Genomic DNA, 19,115 nt, shown 5'->3' with positions numbered 1-19,115 from the left:
AGTTTTAAAATGATATTATAGTTTATAGTTTAATGATAACGTATAACTACGGCCCGGCATGGGATAGCGTGCTACGAGCTCGTACTGTTTGTTGAAGATATTCTTTGCATCGGCCCTTATCTCGATACGATGGTGTCCTATGGGGATTTGGCGGTATGCCGTGATTCCCGTTTCAACGTATCCGTTCACCTTTGTTCCGTCATAGTGCTCGTTGTTGGCATAGCGGCTGCTCATGCCCGTGGCGTGCAGTGAAAGGCATATCCATGGATTGTCGTAGCCGATGGCGGCACTGCCGCTGTGTATAGGAATGTAGGCAAGCTGATTCTTGTAGTAATTTGACGCCGGATTGGTGTGGTTCTCCACCCGTTGATGGCTGTAACTTGCCGATGCCGACAATGAGTGACGGCTTGTTCCGAAGCGGTGGGTTGCATTCAATGTGGCGTCAAATCCTCTGGCAAGCACTTTGCCAACGTTGATGTTGGTCCATACAAACATGTTGTACGGCACGGCCACTATCTTGTCTTTCACGTGGTTGACATATCCGTCGGCTATAATCCGAATGCCGGAACCGTTGCCGTACGATGTGCTCCATGTCACACCGATGTTGTATTGATCGGTCGATTCGGGCAGAAGGTCTGTGCTGCCGTAGTGGAAGAAGTAGGATTCGTTGAAGGTCGGACTGCGGAAAATGTTCTTGTATGATGCTCTCAGATACAGTTCATGTCCGTTGAGTATTTTGTAGGATACCGATACTGACGGCGATAGTCTGCGTGTGTTGCGTGCTCCGGGGCCGTCCTTGGCATCGTTGAGATATAGCGAGTGGAGCAGGCGTGTCGTAGCAGTGACTCTCGCTGTGCGGTATTTTCCGGTGAGCGATTGCAGAACAGTGTGTCGGAACGGGCGTATGTCGGTCGGCAGGCTGCTTGAAAGGTTGTTGAAGCTGTAATCGGCGGAGTAGTCAACGGCCCATGCCGATGCGGGTGCATATAGCACGCATATTGATGTGTATGCCTCGCGCTGCCTGTATGTGGCGTCTTTCACGCCTCCACCGTAAGTACCGTCGGTATATACCGATTCGGCATAGTTGTACTTGACAAACCACTTCATTGACAGCTTCTCACCGTGGCGCGTGCTGTATAGCAGTTGTGCAAAGGCGTTGCGGTCGTGCAGTTGTTCGTTGCTGATGTTGGTGTAGTATCTGACCTGACCGGGCAACTGCCTGTCATTGTCATAGTAGTAAGCCTTTCCTGTGAGCATGTTCCGTTTGTCAGGCATCCATGTGAAATTCATTTCGCCGTGGCCTTGGTTCATCCGGCTGTTTGTGCGGCGTTCGTGTGTCACGATTGATATGTTGCGGAGTATGAACGGATAGTCGTTTTCTGCATATATATATTCGCCTGTAGCCGATATCGCAAACTTCTCCGACAGGCTCTGCTCGTATTTTATGAATGGACTGACATATCCGAACGAGCCGGTCTTGACTTGCGCCGTGAGACGTGGACGTGTATAGGATGAGGGTGGGGGAAAGGTCTGTATGGACAGTACTGCGGCCGATGCCGAGTTTTTGGCCGGAACGAATATGTCGTCGTTGTCACCGATGGTGAGCGAGATACGGGCCACATTGTCCAGTGAATATCTTGATATGTCGATGTCACCGCTTTGACAGTCGCTCAGCATTATGCCGTCATAGGATACGCCTGTGTGCTGTGTGCCGAATCCGCGCACGGATACGGTCTTCATGCCGCCCGCACCGCCATAGTCGCGCAGGGTTATGCCGGGCAGACGGTTCAGCGCGTCGGCAATGTCGGTGATGCCGAATGTGCCGAACTGTTCCTGTGTAAGCATGTGTACCGGTGCGGTGCTCGTCACTTCCCGTATCTTGCGCGTGCCTATCACGTCGACATTGTCCAACCGGTGTGCGGTTGAGTTCGTGCTGTCTGTTTGTGCTGCAGCGTTGTTGAAAGCCATTCCCGCCAACAGCGTCGACACGAATGCCGTTGCTTTGATCTTAATTTTCTCTCTCATAGCTTGTCTGTATTCTCCGGGCTTTCCTCGAGCCGTGGAAAAACATTGTATGTCAACGGCAGGTCTTCTGGCTTCGTTGTCTGCGGCGGACGCCTTCCCGAAAAAATGTCAGTGGCATCGTGTCCGTCCGTATAAAAGACAACTTACAGCAGCGGGACTGCTCAGGATTTTCACCTGATTCCCTTTTAATCACAATGGTGTGTGAACCTGTTGACGGGTGCAAAGATAGTGCTTTTTGATGAAAAGCACAAACTTTTGTGTATGAAAATGAAAAGAGCCATATCACTCTACCCGTTGTGGGAGTATATGATATGGCTCTTTATTGTTAATGTGATAGACTTCTGTTACTTGTTTTCTGCGTCGATAGCCTTGATTTTCTCGCGTACCAGATTCATGTCATCCTTGAGTTTCTGTACCTTGCGGTTCATTTCGTCGATAAGGCTGTTGCCTTTCTTGCTCGATGCGTTTAGGAATCCGAGGTTGTTCTCATATGTCTGTACTTCGCTGCGAATGGCCTCATATTGGCGTACCAGACGTGCGCGTTCGTTGTCGAGTGCGTTTTCGCCTTGCTCTGCCACATTCTTCAACTTGTTCTTGAAGTTGTTGAGGCGGCGGCGTGCCACGCTGATATTCAGTTCCTTGTATATCTTGTCAATAATGGCATGATACTCTTCGTATAGTTTGTCTTTTTCTTTATAGGGTACGTGGCCTATGGCGTTGTACTCCTCCACCAATTTCTGCACGGCTTCCTGTGTATTGTCTCCCGGCTCTTCCTTCAGTGCTTTCAACTTTTCAATCACTCCGCGTTTCTTTTCCAGATTGGCGTGTTCTTCGCTGCGCTGGCCTGCGTTGGCGGCGTTTCGGGCTTCAAAGAACCGGTTGCAGGCTCCGAGAAATTCCTCCCAAAGCTGGTCTCCTAACTTCTTTGGAACCATTCCGATGGTCTTCCACTCTTTTTGCAGAGCCATGAGTTTGTCTGATGTCGATTTCCATTCGGTGCTGTCCTGCAATGCTTTTGCCTTTTCTACAAGTGCGCGTTTCTTATCGGCGTTTTCCTTGAATGTATCTTTAAGCGTCTTGAAGTATTCGGCCTTACGTCCGAAGAAATCGTCGCATGTGGCACGGAAACGCTCGAAAATCTTGACGTTCATCTTCTGCGGAGCAAAACCGATAGTCTTCCATTCTGCCTGTATGGCTATAATTTCCTTCGTGTGGCGTTCCCAGTCTCCCGAGCCTTTGTTCTCTTCTGCCGCAATGGCTTTGGCTTTCTCGCATAAAGCCGTCTTACGGGCAAGATTCTCCTCTTCCTTTGAACGCAGATTCTCGAAATGCTGCTGGTGGCGCTTGTTGATTACAGTAGATGCAGCCTTGAAGCGTATCCATATCTCTTCGCGCAGTTCTTTGGCTACGGGGCCTATTTCCCTATATTCGGCATGTAGCTTTTGCAACTGGTGGAAAGCACTTATCAGGTCTTCTTCATCAGCCAGTTTCTCTGCAGCCTCACAGATGCGTATTTTCTGTTCAAGGTTTTTCTTGAAATCATATTCGCGTGCTTCGCTGTTGAGCTTGAGAAGGTCGTAATACTGTTCTACATACAATTGGTAGTTGCGCCACAATTCGTTGGCCCTTGTAGCCGGAACATTCTTTATCTCTTTCCATTCCTGTTGCAGAGCCTTGAATTCCTGATATGATTTGTTGGCATCCTCGGGCGAGGTTGCCATGGCTTTTATCTTTTCTATTATGTCGAGTTTCTTCTTGAGATTCTCTTCCTTTTCAGCTTCCTGCTCTTTGAATATTTTTGTGCGTTTTTCTTTGATGATGGTCATTTCAGCCTTGAATGCCTCTTCTTCATCGTCGGGCACAAGCTGGTAGTTCTCAGGATCACCGCCCCCGTCTATATAGCTCTTGAGCGCAGCGTCGCGCTCTGTGATGTGTATTTTATAGAATGCGGTCTTCAGCTGGTCAATCTCGTCTTTCTGTGGCGCTTCATCGCTGTGCGCGATCTCTCTTATTCTTTCGAGCACTTCTTTCTTTGACGTGTACACCTTGCGTTCGGTCTCCTTGTCGGGTGTCTCGGTTGTCTCCTCTTGGGTGTTCTCTACTTGAGATAGTTCGGTCTGGTCTGTTGCTTCAGCTGTAGGAACCGCAGTCTCTTCCATTTTGTTCACTTCTTCTTTTTTGCCCATTTCAATGGCGTTTTCTTGAGAGTCCATCATTTAAACTTTTTAGTTAATGATTCGGTTTTTTCAATATCTCTTTATCCGTCGTTTCCGTATCATGCACGTATGGTGTCTATGTTTGTACACAATTCTGTCCGCGAGGATTTTTCATGTAAAATCAAGCGCAAACTTACTTAAAAATATTGTAAACGCCTAATTTTCAGTCGCTTTTTTTCAAATTTATTCTTAAATGAGCCTTTTGTGACGGAAAATCCACCAGAATATGCCTGAAATGCCTACAGAAAGGACCATTGCTATGGCAAAGCCGTAACGGCTGTTTTCCATTCCGTTGACGAGGTTCATGCCGAAAAGACTTGCTATGAGTGTGGGGAACATCATAAGTATGGACACGGAGGTAAGCGTACGCATCACGGTGTTCATGTTGTTGTTGATAATGCTTTGGTAGGTATCCATGGTTGATTCGAGAATGTTCGAGTAGATATTGGTCGTTTCCCGTGCCTGTGTTATCTCGATGTTTACATCTTCGATAAGGTCGGCGTCGAGTTCGTCTATCTGTAGTTTGAATTTCAACTTTGACAGCAGTGTCTCGTTTCCTCGAATTGAGGTGATGAAATATGTCAGCGAGTCCTGCAGACGGCTCAGACCGATGAGTGATTCGTTGTTCACTTCGCGGTCAAGGTTGCGCTTGGCCTTTTCGATGAGACTGCTTATCTGTTTCAGACGCTTCAGATACCATACGGCCGATGAGAGGAACAGACGGAATATCATGTCCACATGGTCTGTAAATCCTTCGCCTCGCTTCTGTTGGAAACTCACAAAGTCTATCATCATGTTTGTTTCGTAGTAACATACAGTGATAGTAACGTCGCGCTTGTGGATTATGCCAAGCGGAACGGTGGTGTAAGGGGTTCGTGAGCGTATTTCCTTGACGTAGGGTATACGCAGGATGATGAGCATCCATCCGTCGTCATATTCGTAACGGGCACGCTCGTCGGTATCGCTGATATCGGAGAAGAAGTAGTCGGGTATTTTGAACCGCTTTTCCAGTTCGTCCTGATCTTCCTCCGTCGGACATGTCACCTGTATCCAGCAATTGGGCTGCCACTCCTCGAGTGTGCTGAGCCCTCCGATAGTATTCCAATAAGTTTTCATAATGGCTAATCCTCCGTTTTTTCTGTGGGCAAACAACAGGTACGGTGGATTAACCTTGCGGGCTATCCACGGCACCTACAATGTTAAGTTCTCCGCGTGATAATCGTCCATAATTCTGTTTTGAAATTATATTTTGCGTTGCAAAGGTAAGAAAAAAGTTTGAAACATGGATAAAACATATAAAGTATTATGTTATGGTATATGAAAAAACAAGCACATTGCGTGTGTCTGACGGACATTGCAATGTGCTTGTTTTCCTGTTTCAGGTTTTCCGAAGGATTGCTGCGGTGATTCTTATTTCACCGGCACTTCTTCAAGTGTCTTCTTAAGCAAAGCCCAGAACGGCTCGACTGTCTCGATCAGGGCACGCTCATTTGTAGTATGCGGAGAGCGCATTGTCGGACCGAGCGACACAACGTCGAGGTGAGGATATTTGCCGAGGATGATGGAGCACTCCAGCCCGGCGTGGTCCACCTGTATGATTCCGTCTTCACCGTTGAGCTCCTTGTATATGCGCAGCAGCAGATGCAGTATCTCACTTTGCGGGTTGGGATCCCATCCGCAATAGCTTCCTGATGTCTCGACCTTCATGCCGGCCATGCTGAAACAGCTTTCAATCATTGTCGTGACATATTCTTTCATGTCCTCGCGTGAACTGCGTGGCAGGAGCTTGATGGCTGCTTTTCCTCCCTCGATATCTATGATGGCGAGGTTGCTCGATGTCTCCACCACGTCAGGATATGATGTTATCATGCGTATCACACCGTCGTGGCAGGCATAGATTGCGTTGACAAGGTTGTCCTGTATCTCGACAGGCACCTCTGTCTTGGGTGTCTCCACGTCTTCAGCACGGAAAGTCAAACCGTTCTCTATGCCTTTATATTCATCGACGAAATCCTTTTCCCACTCGCTTACCAGTTCTTTCAGCACTTCTACATTCTCCTTCGGAAGCGTGAGCACCACTTCCGCTTTGAATGGGATGGCGTTGCGCATGTTGCCTCCGTGCCATGATGCCAGACGGGCCTCGCACTCTTCGATGGCCTCACGCACGAATCGCACCATCAGTTTGTTCGCATTGCCGCGTCCTTCGTGTATCTCCAGTCCGGAGTGACCGCCTTTGAGTCCCTGCAATGTTACGCGCACGGCTGCATCTTCGGAGTCTGTGTCGGCCTCTTTGTAATCGAGTGTGGCATTTACGTCAATGCCTCCGGCACTTCCTATCACAAATTTGCCCCATGTCTCTGAGTCGAGATTGAGCAGTATGTCGCCATGAAGTTCACCCTCCGGCAGATTGTTGGCACCGTACAGGCCTGTCTCCTCGTCGGCCGTGATGAGTGCTTCCACAGGACCGTGTTTCAGTGTCTTGTCTTCCATTACAGCCATGATGGCGGCTACGCCCAAGCCATTGTCAGCGCCTAAAGTGGTGCCTTTGGCCTTGACCCATCCGTCTTCGATGTATGTCTGTATCGGATCGTTCACGAAGTCGTGTTCGATCTCGGGCGATTTCTGCGGAACCATGTCCATGTGTGCCTGCATGATGATGCCTTTGCGGTTTTCCATGCCCGGTGTGGCGGGCTTGCGCATCACGATGTTGTCGGCCGGATCCTTGAATGCCTCGACACCGGCCTCTTTTGCGAAATCGAGCAGGAACTGCTGTACTTTATCCAAATGTCCGGAAGGACGTGGAATCTGTGTAAGTGCGTGGAAGTTGCGCCAGATGCACTCAGGGTTGAGATTCTTGATTTCTGTTGTCATAATCGGTTATTTTTTTAGGTTTATTGTATTAATGCGTTTTGTAAAGGACAGTATGCCCCATGCCCATACGCCAAGCAGTATCACCAATATTGTCTGCACCGTATGCACGATGAGCACGAAATACAGGGCATCGGATTCGGCCACGCCATAGAGTATCAGCATGGTCTTCACAGCAAAATGCCACGGACCGGCACCGTTTGGGGTGGGCACGAGTACGGCTATGCTGCCAACGACAAATGTTACCAGTGCGCAGGCTATACCAAGGTCTGCCGTAAATCCGAAACAGAAGAACGTGAGATAATAATGCAGAAAATAGCTGACCCAGATACCGATGGTGAAAATGATGAACAACGGCACGTTTCTGACCTTGTGCAGCGACGTCACTCCTTGGAAGATTCCGCTGAGCGTCGCTTTCACCTTATTATATATGGAGAGCTTTTTCAACAGTATGTGCAGCAGTCCGAGCGCGGCCGCACCGCATATGGCCGTCACGGCATAACCTGTGGCAGAAAAACCGCGCATTATGGTTTCGAGGCTTGTCCCTGTCCTTTCGAAGAACGTGTCGAACACGTGAAACTGCATCAACAGCGTGAGTCCTGTTACCATAGCCACGACGATGGAGTCGATGGCTCGCTCGGTGACCACAGTGCCCAATGCTTTGGCAAACGATACTCCGTCGTAACGCTTGAGTATGCCGCACCGTGTGAATTCGCCTACGCGCGGAATGATGAGGCTGGCCGCATATGAAAGAAACACCGAGTTGATGCATGTGTTCAGGCGCGGATGTTCTCCGACAGGTTCGAGTGTCTGTCGCCAGCGCCACCCGCGTAACATCTGTGCCAATATACCGAACGGGAACGACAGCAACATCCATGTCCAGTTCATATCATTGAGCATGAACCGGCCGACGGAATTGAAGTCGAAACCGCGGTACATCCAATAGAGAATGGCTCCGCCGAGTGTCAGCGGCATCATTATCTTAACGATGATATTCGCTATCTTTCTAAATTCCATATCATCTGCAAAAATACATCATTTTGGGCGTAACACAAAATAATCGCATGTCTTTCAGCCGTGCTATAATCATTTTCTTTGTCGGGCAGCAATGCAATTTTTTATTTTTTTGTAACTTTCCTCTAAAGAAAAACTCAAATCTTTATCCTGCCGGTGTATGAATCTTGGATTTTATATTTATCTTTGCCGATGATTATGAAGCAAGTAAGACCAAAGAAGAATCTCGGCCAGCATTTTCTGACCGATCTGAGCATAGCCAAGAGCATAGCCGACACGGTGGATGTCTGTCCGTCGCTGCCGGTGCTCGAAGTGGGGCCGGGTATGGGAGTGCTCACGCAGTATCTTGTGGAGAAACCGCGCGAGGTGAGGGTAGTGGAGATAGACCGCGAGTCGGTAGCCTATCTTCATGAGCATTTTCCGAAGCTGGCGAATAATATAATAGGTGAGGATTTCCTGCATATGGACCTTGAAGGACTGTTCGGCGGCGGGCAGTTTGTACTCACGGGTAACTATCCGTACGATATATCGTCGCAGATATTTTTCAAGATGCTCGACAACAAAGACTTGATACCATGCTGCACGGGCATGATACAGCGTGAGGTGGCATTGCGTATGGCATCGGCTCCCGGTAACAAGAACTATGGCATATTGAGTGTGCTGATACAGGCATGGTACGACGTGGAGTACCTGTTCACCGTAGACGAAAATGTGTTCAATCCGCCACCGAAGGTGAAGAGTGCCGTGATACGCATGACGCGCAACAGCGTGACCGACCTCGGATGTGACTGGCAGTTGTTTCGGCGTGTGGTGAAGACGGTGTTCAACCAGCGTCGAAAGATGTTGCGCGTCAGTCTGCGCCAGTTGCTCAGTGCAGACAGTGTTTCTCCGGGATTTTTTGACCGCGAATTGATGACATGCCGCCCGGAACAGCTCTCTGTGGCTCAGTTTGTCGAACTGACAAATCTTGTGTCCTGGCAGCTAAAGACAAGTGACTGATATTGATATGTCGGTCGAAGGTTGCGGCAGAATATGGAATATATAAGTTGTCAACAAAATAAAGTTGTCAACAAAATAAATCTATATTATCTCCGGACATTGTACGGATGTGCCTTGAATGAACGCGCCCCAACGGGGCAATAAGCACATAGCCCGGGGCAGAGCGAAGCGGCACCCCGGGGACAACACGATTGCATCCATTCGCCCTGAAAGGGCAAAAGCATTAATTATCAGACAATTACATTTTCATATCCGATATGTTTTTATGCTTTTGCCCTTGCAGGGCGCGGGGATTGGCAATGTTTGAATTCCGGGGTGCCGCTTCGCTCTGCCCCGGGCTATGTGCTCGTTGCCCCGTTGGGGCGCGTTCTAGTTTAATGCTGTGACTGACTTAATATTTATTTGACTATGATTTCAGAAATGAACGACAAGTTTTGGACACCCTACCCGTTGGGGCGCGTTCATTCATGGCGTATCCATCTTATCTGTACTATAATATAGTTTAATTTTGTTGACTAACTTATATTAAACGTCTGTCTATAGATGTGTGCGCACACAAATACATTGTGTGCGCACACTGTGTTATTGATTTATGTCAAATAGTAACTATATTTTAGTGCAAATTCCAAGTTTTCTTATTGCCTGATTTTAATATTCGCATTATCTTTGCATCGTCAAAAGGATAATGATCGAGCCGTGAGAATCGGAACAGATTATAAAGATGATTTTGGATGAAAGTCAGTAGAAATGTAAGTCAGTAGTTTGATATAAATAGTATTTGGTTATATGATTAAGTGGTAAAAGATTGTGGTCAGGAAGATAGAAATTGTAGCGAGGTAAGAGATTGTGAGCGATTAAGGATAACGGAAAGTCTGGGTATTGGTAGAGGTAAGGATTGTCAGGTAACATGAAAAAAAGAGAGAGAAGGTAGACGGGCGAATGAAAAGAGAGGTGCCCGCTACCATGATTGTTGGACAAGACATGCATAAAATGAAGGTTTTTAGTTATTAATAGCATTCCGGTGCGGCTTCGGGTCAAGAGCGACACGATAGCTGCATCTTTTTTTTGTATGCTCGGTAAATGTGTGACATTTACAAGAATCATTACTTTAACATGTGTTAAGAGGCATCGGCCGAACGTTTCTCAACCGATACCTCGAAAATCGCGATTTTTGCTTCAAATGGGAAGTGCTGATAGTCAGCTTGTTACGCTGATGGAGAATTGTCAAGAAAGCAGAGAGGGCCGGTTTCGCAATGCAATAAGGCCCTTATTGCATTGCGAAACCGGCCTCGTTGCACTGCGAAACGGCCCTCGCGGGAGTGCCGGGAGGCCCTTACGGCAAGTCTGTATGGCAAAAAACGCGTGTAAAGGAAGCAGAGACGGCCTTACTGCTTTTCTATTTCACGAAAAAAGAAAAGTTAAATTTTCGGAATTAACCGGACATTTATTACCGTATGTCCGGTTCTGAAAACATATCGCAACAGATGAGCCGGCCCTTTAAAAAAACATTCACAGCGTCTGTCAGTCGGCATTGCTGCCGGCAGGGCGGTATGGCCCGGTGATTACAGTCCTGAGTATTCTAATGTCGTTCACAGGCCGGTCGTCATAGTCTGTATATGCACGCTGTATCTTCTCAACCACGTCGAGCCCTTCGGTCACTTCTCCGAACACAGTGTATGTGCCGTCAAGATGCGGAGTGCCGCCTGTCTTGCGGTAGGTGGTCTTCATCTCGGGAGTCATTTTTATGCGTCCGCCGCTGACAGTGTCAAGATGTTCGGCCATATGCTCGATGTCGGCCGTAGAGAAGCGTTTGCCCCATACTATGTAAAACTGACTATAGCTTGAGCGTCGTTCCGGATTGACGTCGTCGCTTTCCCGTGCCATGGCTACGGCTCCACGCTTATGGTATATTCCCGGTATACGGATTTCGGCCGGCAGTGTGTTTCCGCACGAATCCTCACCAAGCACCTGACCGGCTTGGGCATGACGGCTTGCAGGGTCGCCGGCCTGAATCATGAAATTGCGTATCACGCGGTGGAAGAGCAGACTGTCGTAAAAGTGGCTGTCGGCAAGTTTCAGGAAATTGTCGCGGTGCAGCGGTGTTTCGTTATACAGTGCTATGCGTATGTTGCCCTCGGTGGTCTCAAGTGTCACTTCGGTCCGTGTCTTTTCTTCGTGATCTTTTGTTTGTCGGCTTTGTGCCTTTGCCGTATAACCTGTTATCAGCAGTATTGCTGCGGTAAGTGTGAATATTCTTTTCATATCTATTTAGGGATACTTTTTCATTCGTATGCAAAAATAGCCAATAGTTTTCATAAACATGTCATATTGCCGCCTTTATTTTTCAATAAGCCAGTCATCAGAATTAAACTGTATTATCGTTCGGGCATAGGATGGATGTGCCACGCATAGGATGAACGCGCCCTGAATGAACGCGCCCCGCCGGGGCAACGAGCGCATAGCCCGGGGCAGAGTGCAGCGGCACCCCGGGAACAACACGATTGCACACATCCGCCCTGGAAGGGCAAAAGCGTTATTTATCAAGTACTTACTATTTATGCTTTGCATATGTTTTAATGCTTTTGCTCTTGTAGGGCGTGTGGATTGTCAATGTTTGATTCCCGCTGCACCGTTGCGCTCAGCCCTGGGCTATGTGCTCGTTGCCCCGGCGGGGCGCGTTCATCCATGGTGCATCCTTCATATGCCCGGACGATAATGCAGTTTGATTTGTTGGCTGACTTACTAATTTTGTTATTATAATGAATAATTATTTTCAACTCTAAATAACATTATATTAAATATTATTTAGTAACTTTGCACCCGCAATCTTTCTCATGCGGAGAGATATATCAAAAAAGAAGAGTTGTTTTCGTCAAGCCGACAGGAACAGAGCAAGTTCGCTTGAATTTTGCCATGACGAGAAAATGAAAGATGAGATCCTGATATAAGGATAAAGTCCGGTAGTTTTTTACAGAAGACAACACTTTCAGAAGACAAGGTAATGCCCTTTGTCCGAATGAATACAAAAACAAAACGGATTGCATGGGGATTTCTCCTGTAATGTTTATGAGTAAATTTTGTAACTGCTTGATTTACAATGAAGTTTGTAATCTCGCAGGATTAGGAGAAGTGTCTTCAGTCTAAGTTTTAATCATGTATTTCGTTTGATGTCAATGGATAAGCCGGACGTTCCGCAATCACATTTTTTTGACGATGCGAGCCGTTGTTTCTGTACAGAGAATCGGTTTGCATCTGAACGAAAACAATGGTTTGTAATGCGTGATCTGAAGCGTTCCAATGCCAAGGTTCCCGCATACTTATTGCTTGCATCTATGCAAGTGGAGGTTTTCACACCTATGAAATGGGTGTTGAGAATCCGTGCCGGCAAGCGTGTACGCGAGCAGATTCCGTTTATCTCCGATCTCCTCTTCGTTCATGACACGGCGGAGGCTCTGAATCCCATTGTTTCCAAAACACCGACATTGCAGTACCGTTACCGCAAAGGTGGTGCCTATTGTGAACCCGTGACCGTGCCCGACAGGGATATGCAGCGTTTCATTCATGCTATCGGCACGACAGAATCTCCGCGTTTCTATCTTCCCGAAGAAATAACTCCGTCCATGTACGGCCGGCGCATCCGCATCGTTGGCGGCCCGCTTGACGGCTACGAGGGTAGCCTCATCACCACCCGCGGCTCGCGCGTCAAGCGTCTGCTTGTGGAACTTCCACGTCTGCTGGCAGTAGGGGTGGAGGTGAGTCCGGAGTATGTGCAGGTGGTGGGGTGAATGATATAATAAAGTCAAAGAAACTATATCCGCTTTTGCAACTTTTCGTTGGATATACGTTTGGGATTTTTTAAGTAATAGATAAATGTTAAAGGTAAGCGCCATATTATGAATTGTTTCCGATATTATTCATCAATTTTTTAAATTAAGAAAGATTACAATGGCTGTTTGTTGTGGTTTTAATGATCTTAAGCATGATCTTGAAAGGAAAAAGCAGATTGTTCTATTTGTCGGTGCTGGAATAAATGCTACTTCAGATCCTGTCATAGACATGTCGTGGAATTCGCTTATGGACATGTTGTTTAGTGACGCTTTGCGATTTTTGGCAATAGAGAAAGATATCTCTACTGTGGAAATGAACATTATCAGGCAAGGATTGAATAAAAAATCACTTGACAATCAAAATAAGTTTTTTAGCGATTTGCTTAGAATTAATGAAACTCTTGACTATGAATTAACACAACAGATTAAGGCTTCAATAGTAAAGGAAATTTTAGGAGACAATTATATCATGGCTATTCAGAAATTTCTGTATAGTCAGTGTAATAAGCGACTGATAAGGCGGAAATTTCAAGAAGCATATTCATTGAAAAACAAGGAGAAAGAGAAAAAAACATATCCTTTTTATACGCTTTATACAATGGCAAGGATGATAATTCTGTATCCGTATATCAAGGCCGTAGTAACATACAACTATGATAATTTTTTGAAAGAAGCTATATCAATTTTATTGGAAAGTAGAGAGGAGTATTTTACACTTGATGAGTTGGAGCGGATAGGTAAACGCAATCTTGTGATTCAAGATGTTTCTGGGTTCGTATACGCTCAGGAGATGACGGATGATATTTTGTCAATCTATCATGTGCATGGTTATATTCAACCACCATCGGAATCATTTATTGCAGATAATAATCAAATAGTATTGTCTCTTGATGAATATCATGAGAATGAGAAGAATATCTATTCATGGCCTACAGCAACACAATTGCATTTTCTTAGTCATTATACTTGTATACTTGCAGGTATGTCACTAACCGACCCGACGCCGCAAAGAATGCTATATTTTGTAAAGCGTAGTGGAAATGATGATAAGATTTATTATTTGTCGGCAAATGGCAATCCTAATATTAAGAATGAGCAATATCTTAAAGCATATAGTTCGATACGCGAGGTGAAGAATGTCTACCATGCAAAGTGCGGATTGAATGTAATATATAATAGGGAGGGATATTTTCAATTATACAAAGAATTGAATACAATAGTAGACAACTTAAATATTTAATGTCATGGGAGTATTTGATAATGCCAAAAAGGTTCCTACCGGAGTATGCGGATTGGACTCTTTGTTTTATGATGGTTTACAGTTGCAGAATTTCAATGAGAAAGACTCCTCTTCGGAAAATAAATCGCGAAACAAAGAGAAGGGATTGATAATTATGCTTAAGGGAGTCAGAGGCATAAACAAAATGCATTTGGCTATGCAGATGCTTCATGGTATATCAAGATCTATATACAGTATCCCTGGTTTGTCTAAATATGCATCGGTTCCATATTTCTTTTCTTTGAACAAAACAAAGGAAGATCTCTCTGATTTTTTCTTGGATTATCTGATAACACGACAAATAGACATTATCATTCGGAAGAGTGCCAGTGGAGAAGATGCTTCATGGAAACAGGATATTTTGGCTAAAAGTCTTTTTACAGTGGATAGATGCTCAGAACAATGTGTACAGAATGCAAATCACTCGGTCTATCTTCCGAAAGACTACCGGAATTGTTTGGACAAATATCTATGTGACAGGATTATATATTATAATAATCGTACAAATGCCCTTCATTTTCTTAGGGATTATGAGGGTGATGATGATGATAACCTTCTATTTCACCGCCGTAGTGATGACCTTACGTATTATTGGGGAAAAGGCAAGGACAATCTAAGGTTTCTTCCGCAATATATGCGGGATGATTTCTTTGATGTACGGTTTAACGAACGTCTGTCTGGTGAAGACTTCTTTGATTGTGACAATACGATGTATTCATATTCCGCAGGTCAGAAATTTCAAAAGGTTTTGGATTGTCTTGAGAATATAGAAATGGAGAATGCTGAGAAGCAAGAAGTGGCAGAGGATAATGATAGAGACAAACAGAATGGTTGTAGTCGGTCATGGGCAAGGCAATATAGTCCGTGTATTGTCATTGACGGATTTGCTCAACTACATACCGATGAATTGGAACGACTGTCGTTTCCGCATATAGAGAAAGTGCTTAGGCGGCTGTCCATGGTATCGATTCTAGTCTTTGACGAGAGAGCAAATAATATAACTTGTAATGCTGATATTGTCATAGACATGAGGAAAAAGGAGTATGCTGATGAAGACTATGCTTTTCATGAGTTGCAGATATCAAAAAGTGTATTTCAGCCTGCAGCATTCGGGTGGCATAAGTATAAAATCCGTAACTGTGGTATAGAAGTGTATCCAAGCATACATCGCCTCTTGCAACGAAGAAATTATATGTCAAAGATATTGACACATACGCATGCTAATATATTGGATGAATCGTATGAACGCTTTATGAGGACTGAACGTCTCCAGTATCACAATATAGCAGATCCGAATATTTCTTATGATAATTATCAGGCTGAAAAATCCGATAGGGAGATGGACTTGCTTAAAGAAATGTACCGAAAAGGAAAGGAAGCTCGCTTACGACTGACGAAAAAAATAATTCCAAAGCATTATGCGACTGATATTTTAGAGGCAGTATTATTGGGTGGTCCTATGAAATCACCTTTAGATGAGAATTGTTATCATACGGATGATAGGAAAATGCACGCCTTAGGAAGTTCTTCCAGATGGCGGGAATATAAGTCGGTGACGGCATTAATAGGAAATCCAAACAGTTTCAAGCGCTTTCTTGCCATAGCCCGTACTTTCAGAGCTTCAAAGCATAAAGAGCATACGTTGGTGATTCTTTTTGACAAGGAAGAAGACGAAATGCGTCGACAATTCATTTGTCCGGGATTCAATACATATGAGGCGGATTTTCTGCCGTGCTTGGAACTTATGGACTTGAGTGAGCAGGATAAGCTTGATGAATTGAATTCTAATAATAAAGACAAACGTGAAAATGTATACCCAAAATATCCAATCAATAACCGGCGTTGTTCTACTTGTTCTTACAAATGTAAATTGAAAGAATGTTGTCTTCGATGCTACAAATATATACATTTTCTTAATGTAAGGATGGGGTGTATATCGGCAGATGAGTTATATTCAGTGTTGAAACAGCAAATAAACGTTCCTTATTTTGATGGTATAAATCAAAAGAAAGTAAGCAGGATTGTTATAGATGATTTACAAAAGATAGATTATAGTTTCCCGCTTTTGAAAGATGAACATCTTTTTTTGACAGCTTTAGTAACGTTGTGTCGAGAGAATGATGTGGAGTTGCAAATATTATGTGATAAGAAAGCCGGATTGACAAAAGAACTTTGTTCATTGGCAGACAATGTTGTCTGTATAAATAGGGATAAGGCAGATACAAATAGTATAGTATTGTATTTGGAACGTTTTGCTGAGCATATCTCTCCAAGTGAGATAATACAATATAATATTGACAACATCTCAGAACTATTTAAGTGCGATGGTGCCGATATACGATTGGATGCTATTGTAAGGGAAGAAAAAGATGAAATAAAAGAAATAGAAACAAATATTTCTAATACACCCGGACAAGGGGATACAAAAGCCGATTCTATGAGTAATGAAACAGAATGTTTTAAAGCTTGTATAAAATTTAAATGTATTGGCTCTATGAAAGACTATTGGCGTATGAAAATAGATATTGGCAATACAAGGCAAGTATAGAGAAAGGTGAATATGTTATATAATAGTAAGTCTTAATTGTGGTGCTTGCTGTTGGGTTATGTATTGTTCTTTGTAGATATTTTAGAAATGTTTTTTATACAAAGATTGTAAGAAGTTGGAGACCGTAGATAGTAAAATAACAGAGATGTTGTATGCCGTGTACTAAAGAAGAAAGTTTTATTGTCATGGGCGATAATGCGGCATGCCGCATTCCTTGTATGGAGTCGCAAATCAATACTCCGCACATGAAAGTCTACTATACAGTAACAAAATAAATATCAGATTATCAACTTTTTTAAGACTTCCTTATCCCGAACTGATATTTTTTCATGTCGTTTTCACTTTTGAGAAATGGGATGTACGTTGATAATATAGTCTGATATTTTTATTCATATTTTATTAAGTTAGGATATACGTAATAAAAAGTTATGTGTGGAATAGTAGGATATATCGGCATTCGTGAGGCCTATCCGATATTGATGGATGGCCTTCACCGCCTTGAGTACCGAGGTTACGACAGTGCCGGTGTTGCCCTTGTTTCGGATAGTGGCAACCTTAATGTATACAAATCCAAGGGTAATGTTTCTGATTTGGAGTCAGTCGTGTCAGACAAGGACTGTGTCGGAACCGTCGGTATCGCACATACCCGTTGGGCTACTCACGGAGTACCGTCGGAAGCCAACAGTCATCCCCATATCAGTGGGTCTGGCGACATAACGCTTGTTCATAACGGTATAATCGAGAATTATGCCACGCTAAAAGAACAACTCATAGAGAAAGGATATACATTTAAGAGCGAAACGGATACGGAGGTTCTGGTTCAACTTATTCAGTACACAAAAGATTCTGTTCCGGATTGTAATCTTGCAATGGCAGTGCGGCTTGCCTTGAAAAAGATCATCGGGGCATACGCCATCTCCGTCATCGACCGTAGAGAACCGGACCGTCTTGTGTGTGCCCGCAAGTCGTCTCCGCTTGCCATCGGTGTTACTGAGGGTAACAAGGAGATATTCATCGCCAGCGATGCCTCTCCGATAGCAGCATATACCAAGCATATAATATATCTCAACGACGGTGAGATAGCCGTTTGTGAGCGTGGCATGGACGTACAGGTATTCAACCTTGACAATGAGAAGATAAGTCCTGAGGTCAAGGAAGTTGATATTGACCTGAACATGCTTAGCAAGGACAGTTTCGAGCATTTCATGCTCAAGGAGATATTCGACCAGCCCAATGTATTGAGGGACTGCATGCGCGGCCGCATTGTCAATGCGCCTTATTCCCGTCCGTGGTCACCGCATTGGCATGGTGACAAATGCGACAGTCTGAGCGTTATCCTTAGCGCTGTCACACTCCATAGGCGCGAGCTTCTGCGTGCCCGACGAATCATCATCGTAAGCTGCGGCACATCGTGGCATGCTGGTTTGATCGGCAAGCAGCTGATAGAGCATTTCTGCAAGGTTCCTGTCGAGGTGGCTTATGCGAGCGAGTTCCGCTATTCGGACTCAGTAATCGAACCCGACGATGTTGTCATGGCGATATCGCAGAGCGGTGAGACAGCCGACACGATGGCAGCCATGGAGATGGCCAAGGCTAATAAGGCACTTGTCTTCGGTATCGTCAATACCGTTGGTTCCAGCATATCGCGTATCAGTGACACAGGAATCTATATCCATGTCGGTCCCGAGATAGGTGTGGCCTCCACTAAGGCATTCACGGGTCAGGTGACAGTCTTGGTGATGCTCGCCCTCGCTCTCGGCATGGCCAAAGGCACGGTGTCGCAGGAAGAATACAGCGAGGTGTTGCATGAGCTAGTCATGATACCAGATAAGATTCAGAAAGTGCTGGAACAGAATGACAAGATAAAGAACATCGCGCGCAGATATACTTATTCTAAGAATTTCCTGTATCTCGGTCGAGGTTATAATTATCCCGTAGCTTTGGAAGGAGCATTGAAACTGAAGGAGATTTCATACATACATGCTGAGGGCTATCCAGCCGCTGAAATGAAGCACGGGCCTATAGCCCTGATAGACAGCGAAATGCCTGTGGTGTTCCTTGCCACACATCATCAGCTTTATCAGAAAATCGTTTCCAATATGCAGGAAGTGATAAGTCGTAAAGGCAGAATTTTGGCAATTGTGACCGAAGGTGACGAACAGGTAAAGGCAATGGTTGATGAAACCATTGAGGTACCGCCAACACTGGCATGTCTTGCCCCGTTGCTAAGTGTCATTCCGCTTCAGCTTCTGAGCTATCATGTTGCTGTTGCGAAGGGTCTGAATGTTGACCAGCCGAGGAATCTTGCGAAGAGCGTGACGGTGGAGTAGGTTTATTTT

General features: G+C 45.1%; 10 protein-coding genes, 1 pseudogene and 1 riboswitch. Of the genes and pseudogenes, 5 read left to right on the top strand and 6 right to left on the bottom strand.

Annotated features, from left to right (window positions below):
- Window positions 1–15 precede the first annotated feature (15 nt).
- The 5 genes from HPS55_RS04515 to HPS55_RS04495 all read right to left on the bottom strand — a co-directional run bounded on the left by HPS55_RS04515 (window position 16) and on the right by HPS55_RS04495 (window position 8,126).
- Window positions 16–2,025 carry a TonB-dependent receptor gene (locus HPS55_RS04515; protein ID WP_253945818.1) on the bottom strand — a complete coding sequence of 670 codons (2,010 nt, stop codon included), beginning with the start codon at window positions 2,023–2,025 and terminating at the stop codon, window positions 16–18.
- Between the two features lie 41 nt (window positions 2,026–2,066).
- A riboswitch (cobalamin riboswitch) is annotated at window positions 2,067–2,251 on the bottom strand.
- A gap of 118 nt (window positions 2,252–2,369) precedes the next feature.
- Entirely contained in the window at window positions 2,370–4,241 is a 1,872-nt protein-coding gene (locus tag HPS55_RS04510; RefSeq protein ID WP_172176181.1) for a DUF349 domain-containing protein, read from the bottom strand.
- A gap of 189 nt (window positions 4,242–4,430) precedes the next feature.
- Window positions 4,431–5,357: a magnesium transporter CorA family protein gene (locus HPS55_RS04505; protein ID WP_172176179.1), complete on the bottom strand. Its 927-nt coding sequence runs from the start codon at window positions 5,355–5,357 to the stop codon at window positions 4,431–4,433.
- 294 nt (window positions 5,358–5,651) lie between these two features.
- On the bottom strand, window positions 5,652–7,112 hold the full coding sequence (locus tag HPS55_RS04500) for an aminoacyl-histidine dipeptidase (protein WP_172176177.1): 1,461 nt from the start codon (window positions 7,110–7,112) through the stop codon (window positions 5,652–5,654).
- A gap of 6 nt (window positions 7,113–7,118) precedes the next feature.
- The gene (locus HPS55_RS04495; RefSeq protein WP_172176175.1) at window positions 7,119–8,126 is read right to left on the bottom strand and encodes a lysylphosphatidylglycerol synthase transmembrane domain-containing protein; all 1,008 of its coding nucleotides are present in this window, start codon (window positions 8,124–8,126) and stop codon (window positions 7,119–7,121) included.
- Window positions 8,127–8,321: 195 nt separating this feature from the next.
- Between HPS55_RS04495 and rsmA the strand changes: the two genes are divergently transcribed.
- Window positions 8,322–9,122 (top strand): 16S rRNA (adenine(1518)-N(6)/adenine(1519)-N(6))-dimethyltransferase RsmA, encoded by an 801-nt coding sequence (gene rsmA, locus HPS55_RS04490; RefSeq protein WP_172176173.1) that lies wholly within the window; start codon window positions 8,322–8,324, stop codon window positions 9,120–9,122.
- A gap of 1,521 nt (window positions 9,123–10,643) precedes the next feature.
- Here rsmA and HPS55_RS04485 read toward each other — a convergent pair.
- On the bottom strand, window positions 10,644–11,384 hold the full coding sequence (locus tag HPS55_RS04485; RefSeq protein ID WP_172176171.1) for a peptidylprolyl isomerase: 741 nt from the start codon (window positions 11,382–11,384) through the stop codon (window positions 10,644–10,646).
- Window positions 11,385–12,388: 1,004 nt separating this feature from the next.
- Between HPS55_RS04485 and HPS55_RS04480 the strand changes: the two are divergent.
- The 4 genes and pseudogenes from HPS55_RS04480 to glmS form a co-directional block, all read left to right on the top strand.
- Window positions 12,389–12,907, top strand: a pseudogene (locus HPS55_RS04480) (UpxY family transcription antiterminator); the annotation flags it as partial.
- 160 nt (window positions 12,908–13,067) lie between these two features.
- Entirely contained in the window at window positions 13,068–14,189 is a 1,122-nt protein-coding gene (locus tag HPS55_RS04475) for an SIR2 family protein (protein WP_172176167.1), read from the top strand.
- 4 nt (window positions 14,190–14,193) lie between these two features.
- Entirely contained in the window at window positions 14,194–16,776 is a 2,583-nt protein-coding gene (locus tag HPS55_RS04470) for a hypothetical protein (protein WP_172176165.1), read from the top strand.
- Window positions 16,777–17,204: 428 nt separating this feature from the next.
- Window positions 17,205–19,106, top strand: coding sequence for a glutamine--fructose-6-phosphate transaminase (isomerizing) (gene glmS / locus HPS55_RS04465; protein WP_172324714.1), 1,902 nt, complete (start codon window positions 17,205–17,207; stop codon window positions 19,104–19,106).
- Window positions 19,107–19,115 lie beyond the last annotated feature (9 nt).

Source organism: Xylanibacter rodentium (assembly GCF_013166575.1).
GTDB classification, from domain to species: domain Bacteria; phylum Bacteroidota; class Bacteroidia; order Bacteroidales; family Bacteroidaceae; genus Prevotella; species Prevotella rodentium.
The sequence above is the reverse complement of the archived record's forward strand: the minus strand, read 5'-3'. Positions and strand labels throughout refer to the sequence as shown.

Bases quoted from the DNA above. Each gene is read 5' to 3' on its own strand.
- HPS55_RS04495 (WP_172176175.1), bottom strand. From the start codon at position 8,126: ATGGAATTTAGAAAGATAGCGAATATCATCGTTAAGATAATGATGCCG.
- HPS55_RS04510 (WP_172176181.1), bottom strand. From the start codon at position 4,241: ATGATGGACTCTCAAGAAAACGCCATTGAAATGGGCAAAAAAGAAGAA.
- HPS55_RS04515 (WP_253945818.1), bottom strand. From the start codon at position 2,025: ATGAGAGAGAAAATTAAGATCAAAGCAACGGCATTCGTGTCGACGCTG.
- HPS55_RS04470 (WP_172176165.1), top strand. From the start codon at position 14,194: ATGGGAGTATTTGATAATGCCAAAAAGGTTCCTACCGGAGTATGCGGA.
- rsmA (WP_172176173.1), top strand. From the start codon at position 8,322: ATGAAGCAAGTAAGACCAAAGAAGAATCTCGGCCAGCATTTTCTGACC.
- HPS55_RS04475 (WP_172176167.1), top strand. From the start codon at position 13,068: ATGGCTGTTTGTTGTGGTTTTAATGATCTTAAGCATGATCTTGAAAGG.
- HPS55_RS04500 (WP_172176177.1), bottom strand. From the start codon at position 7,112: ATGACAACAGAAATCAAGAATCTCAACCCTGAGTGCATCTGGCGCAAC.
- HPS55_RS04505 (WP_172176179.1), bottom strand. From the start codon at position 5,357: ATGAAAACTTATTGGAATACTATCGGAGGGCTCAGCACACTCGAGGAG.
- HPS55_RS04485 (WP_172176171.1), bottom strand. From the start codon at position 11,384: ATGAAAAGAATATTCACACTTACCGCAGCAATACTGCTGATAACAGGT.
- glmS (WP_172324714.1), top strand. From the start codon at position 17,205: ATGTGTGGAATAGTAGGATATATCGGCATTCGTGAGGCCTATCCGATA.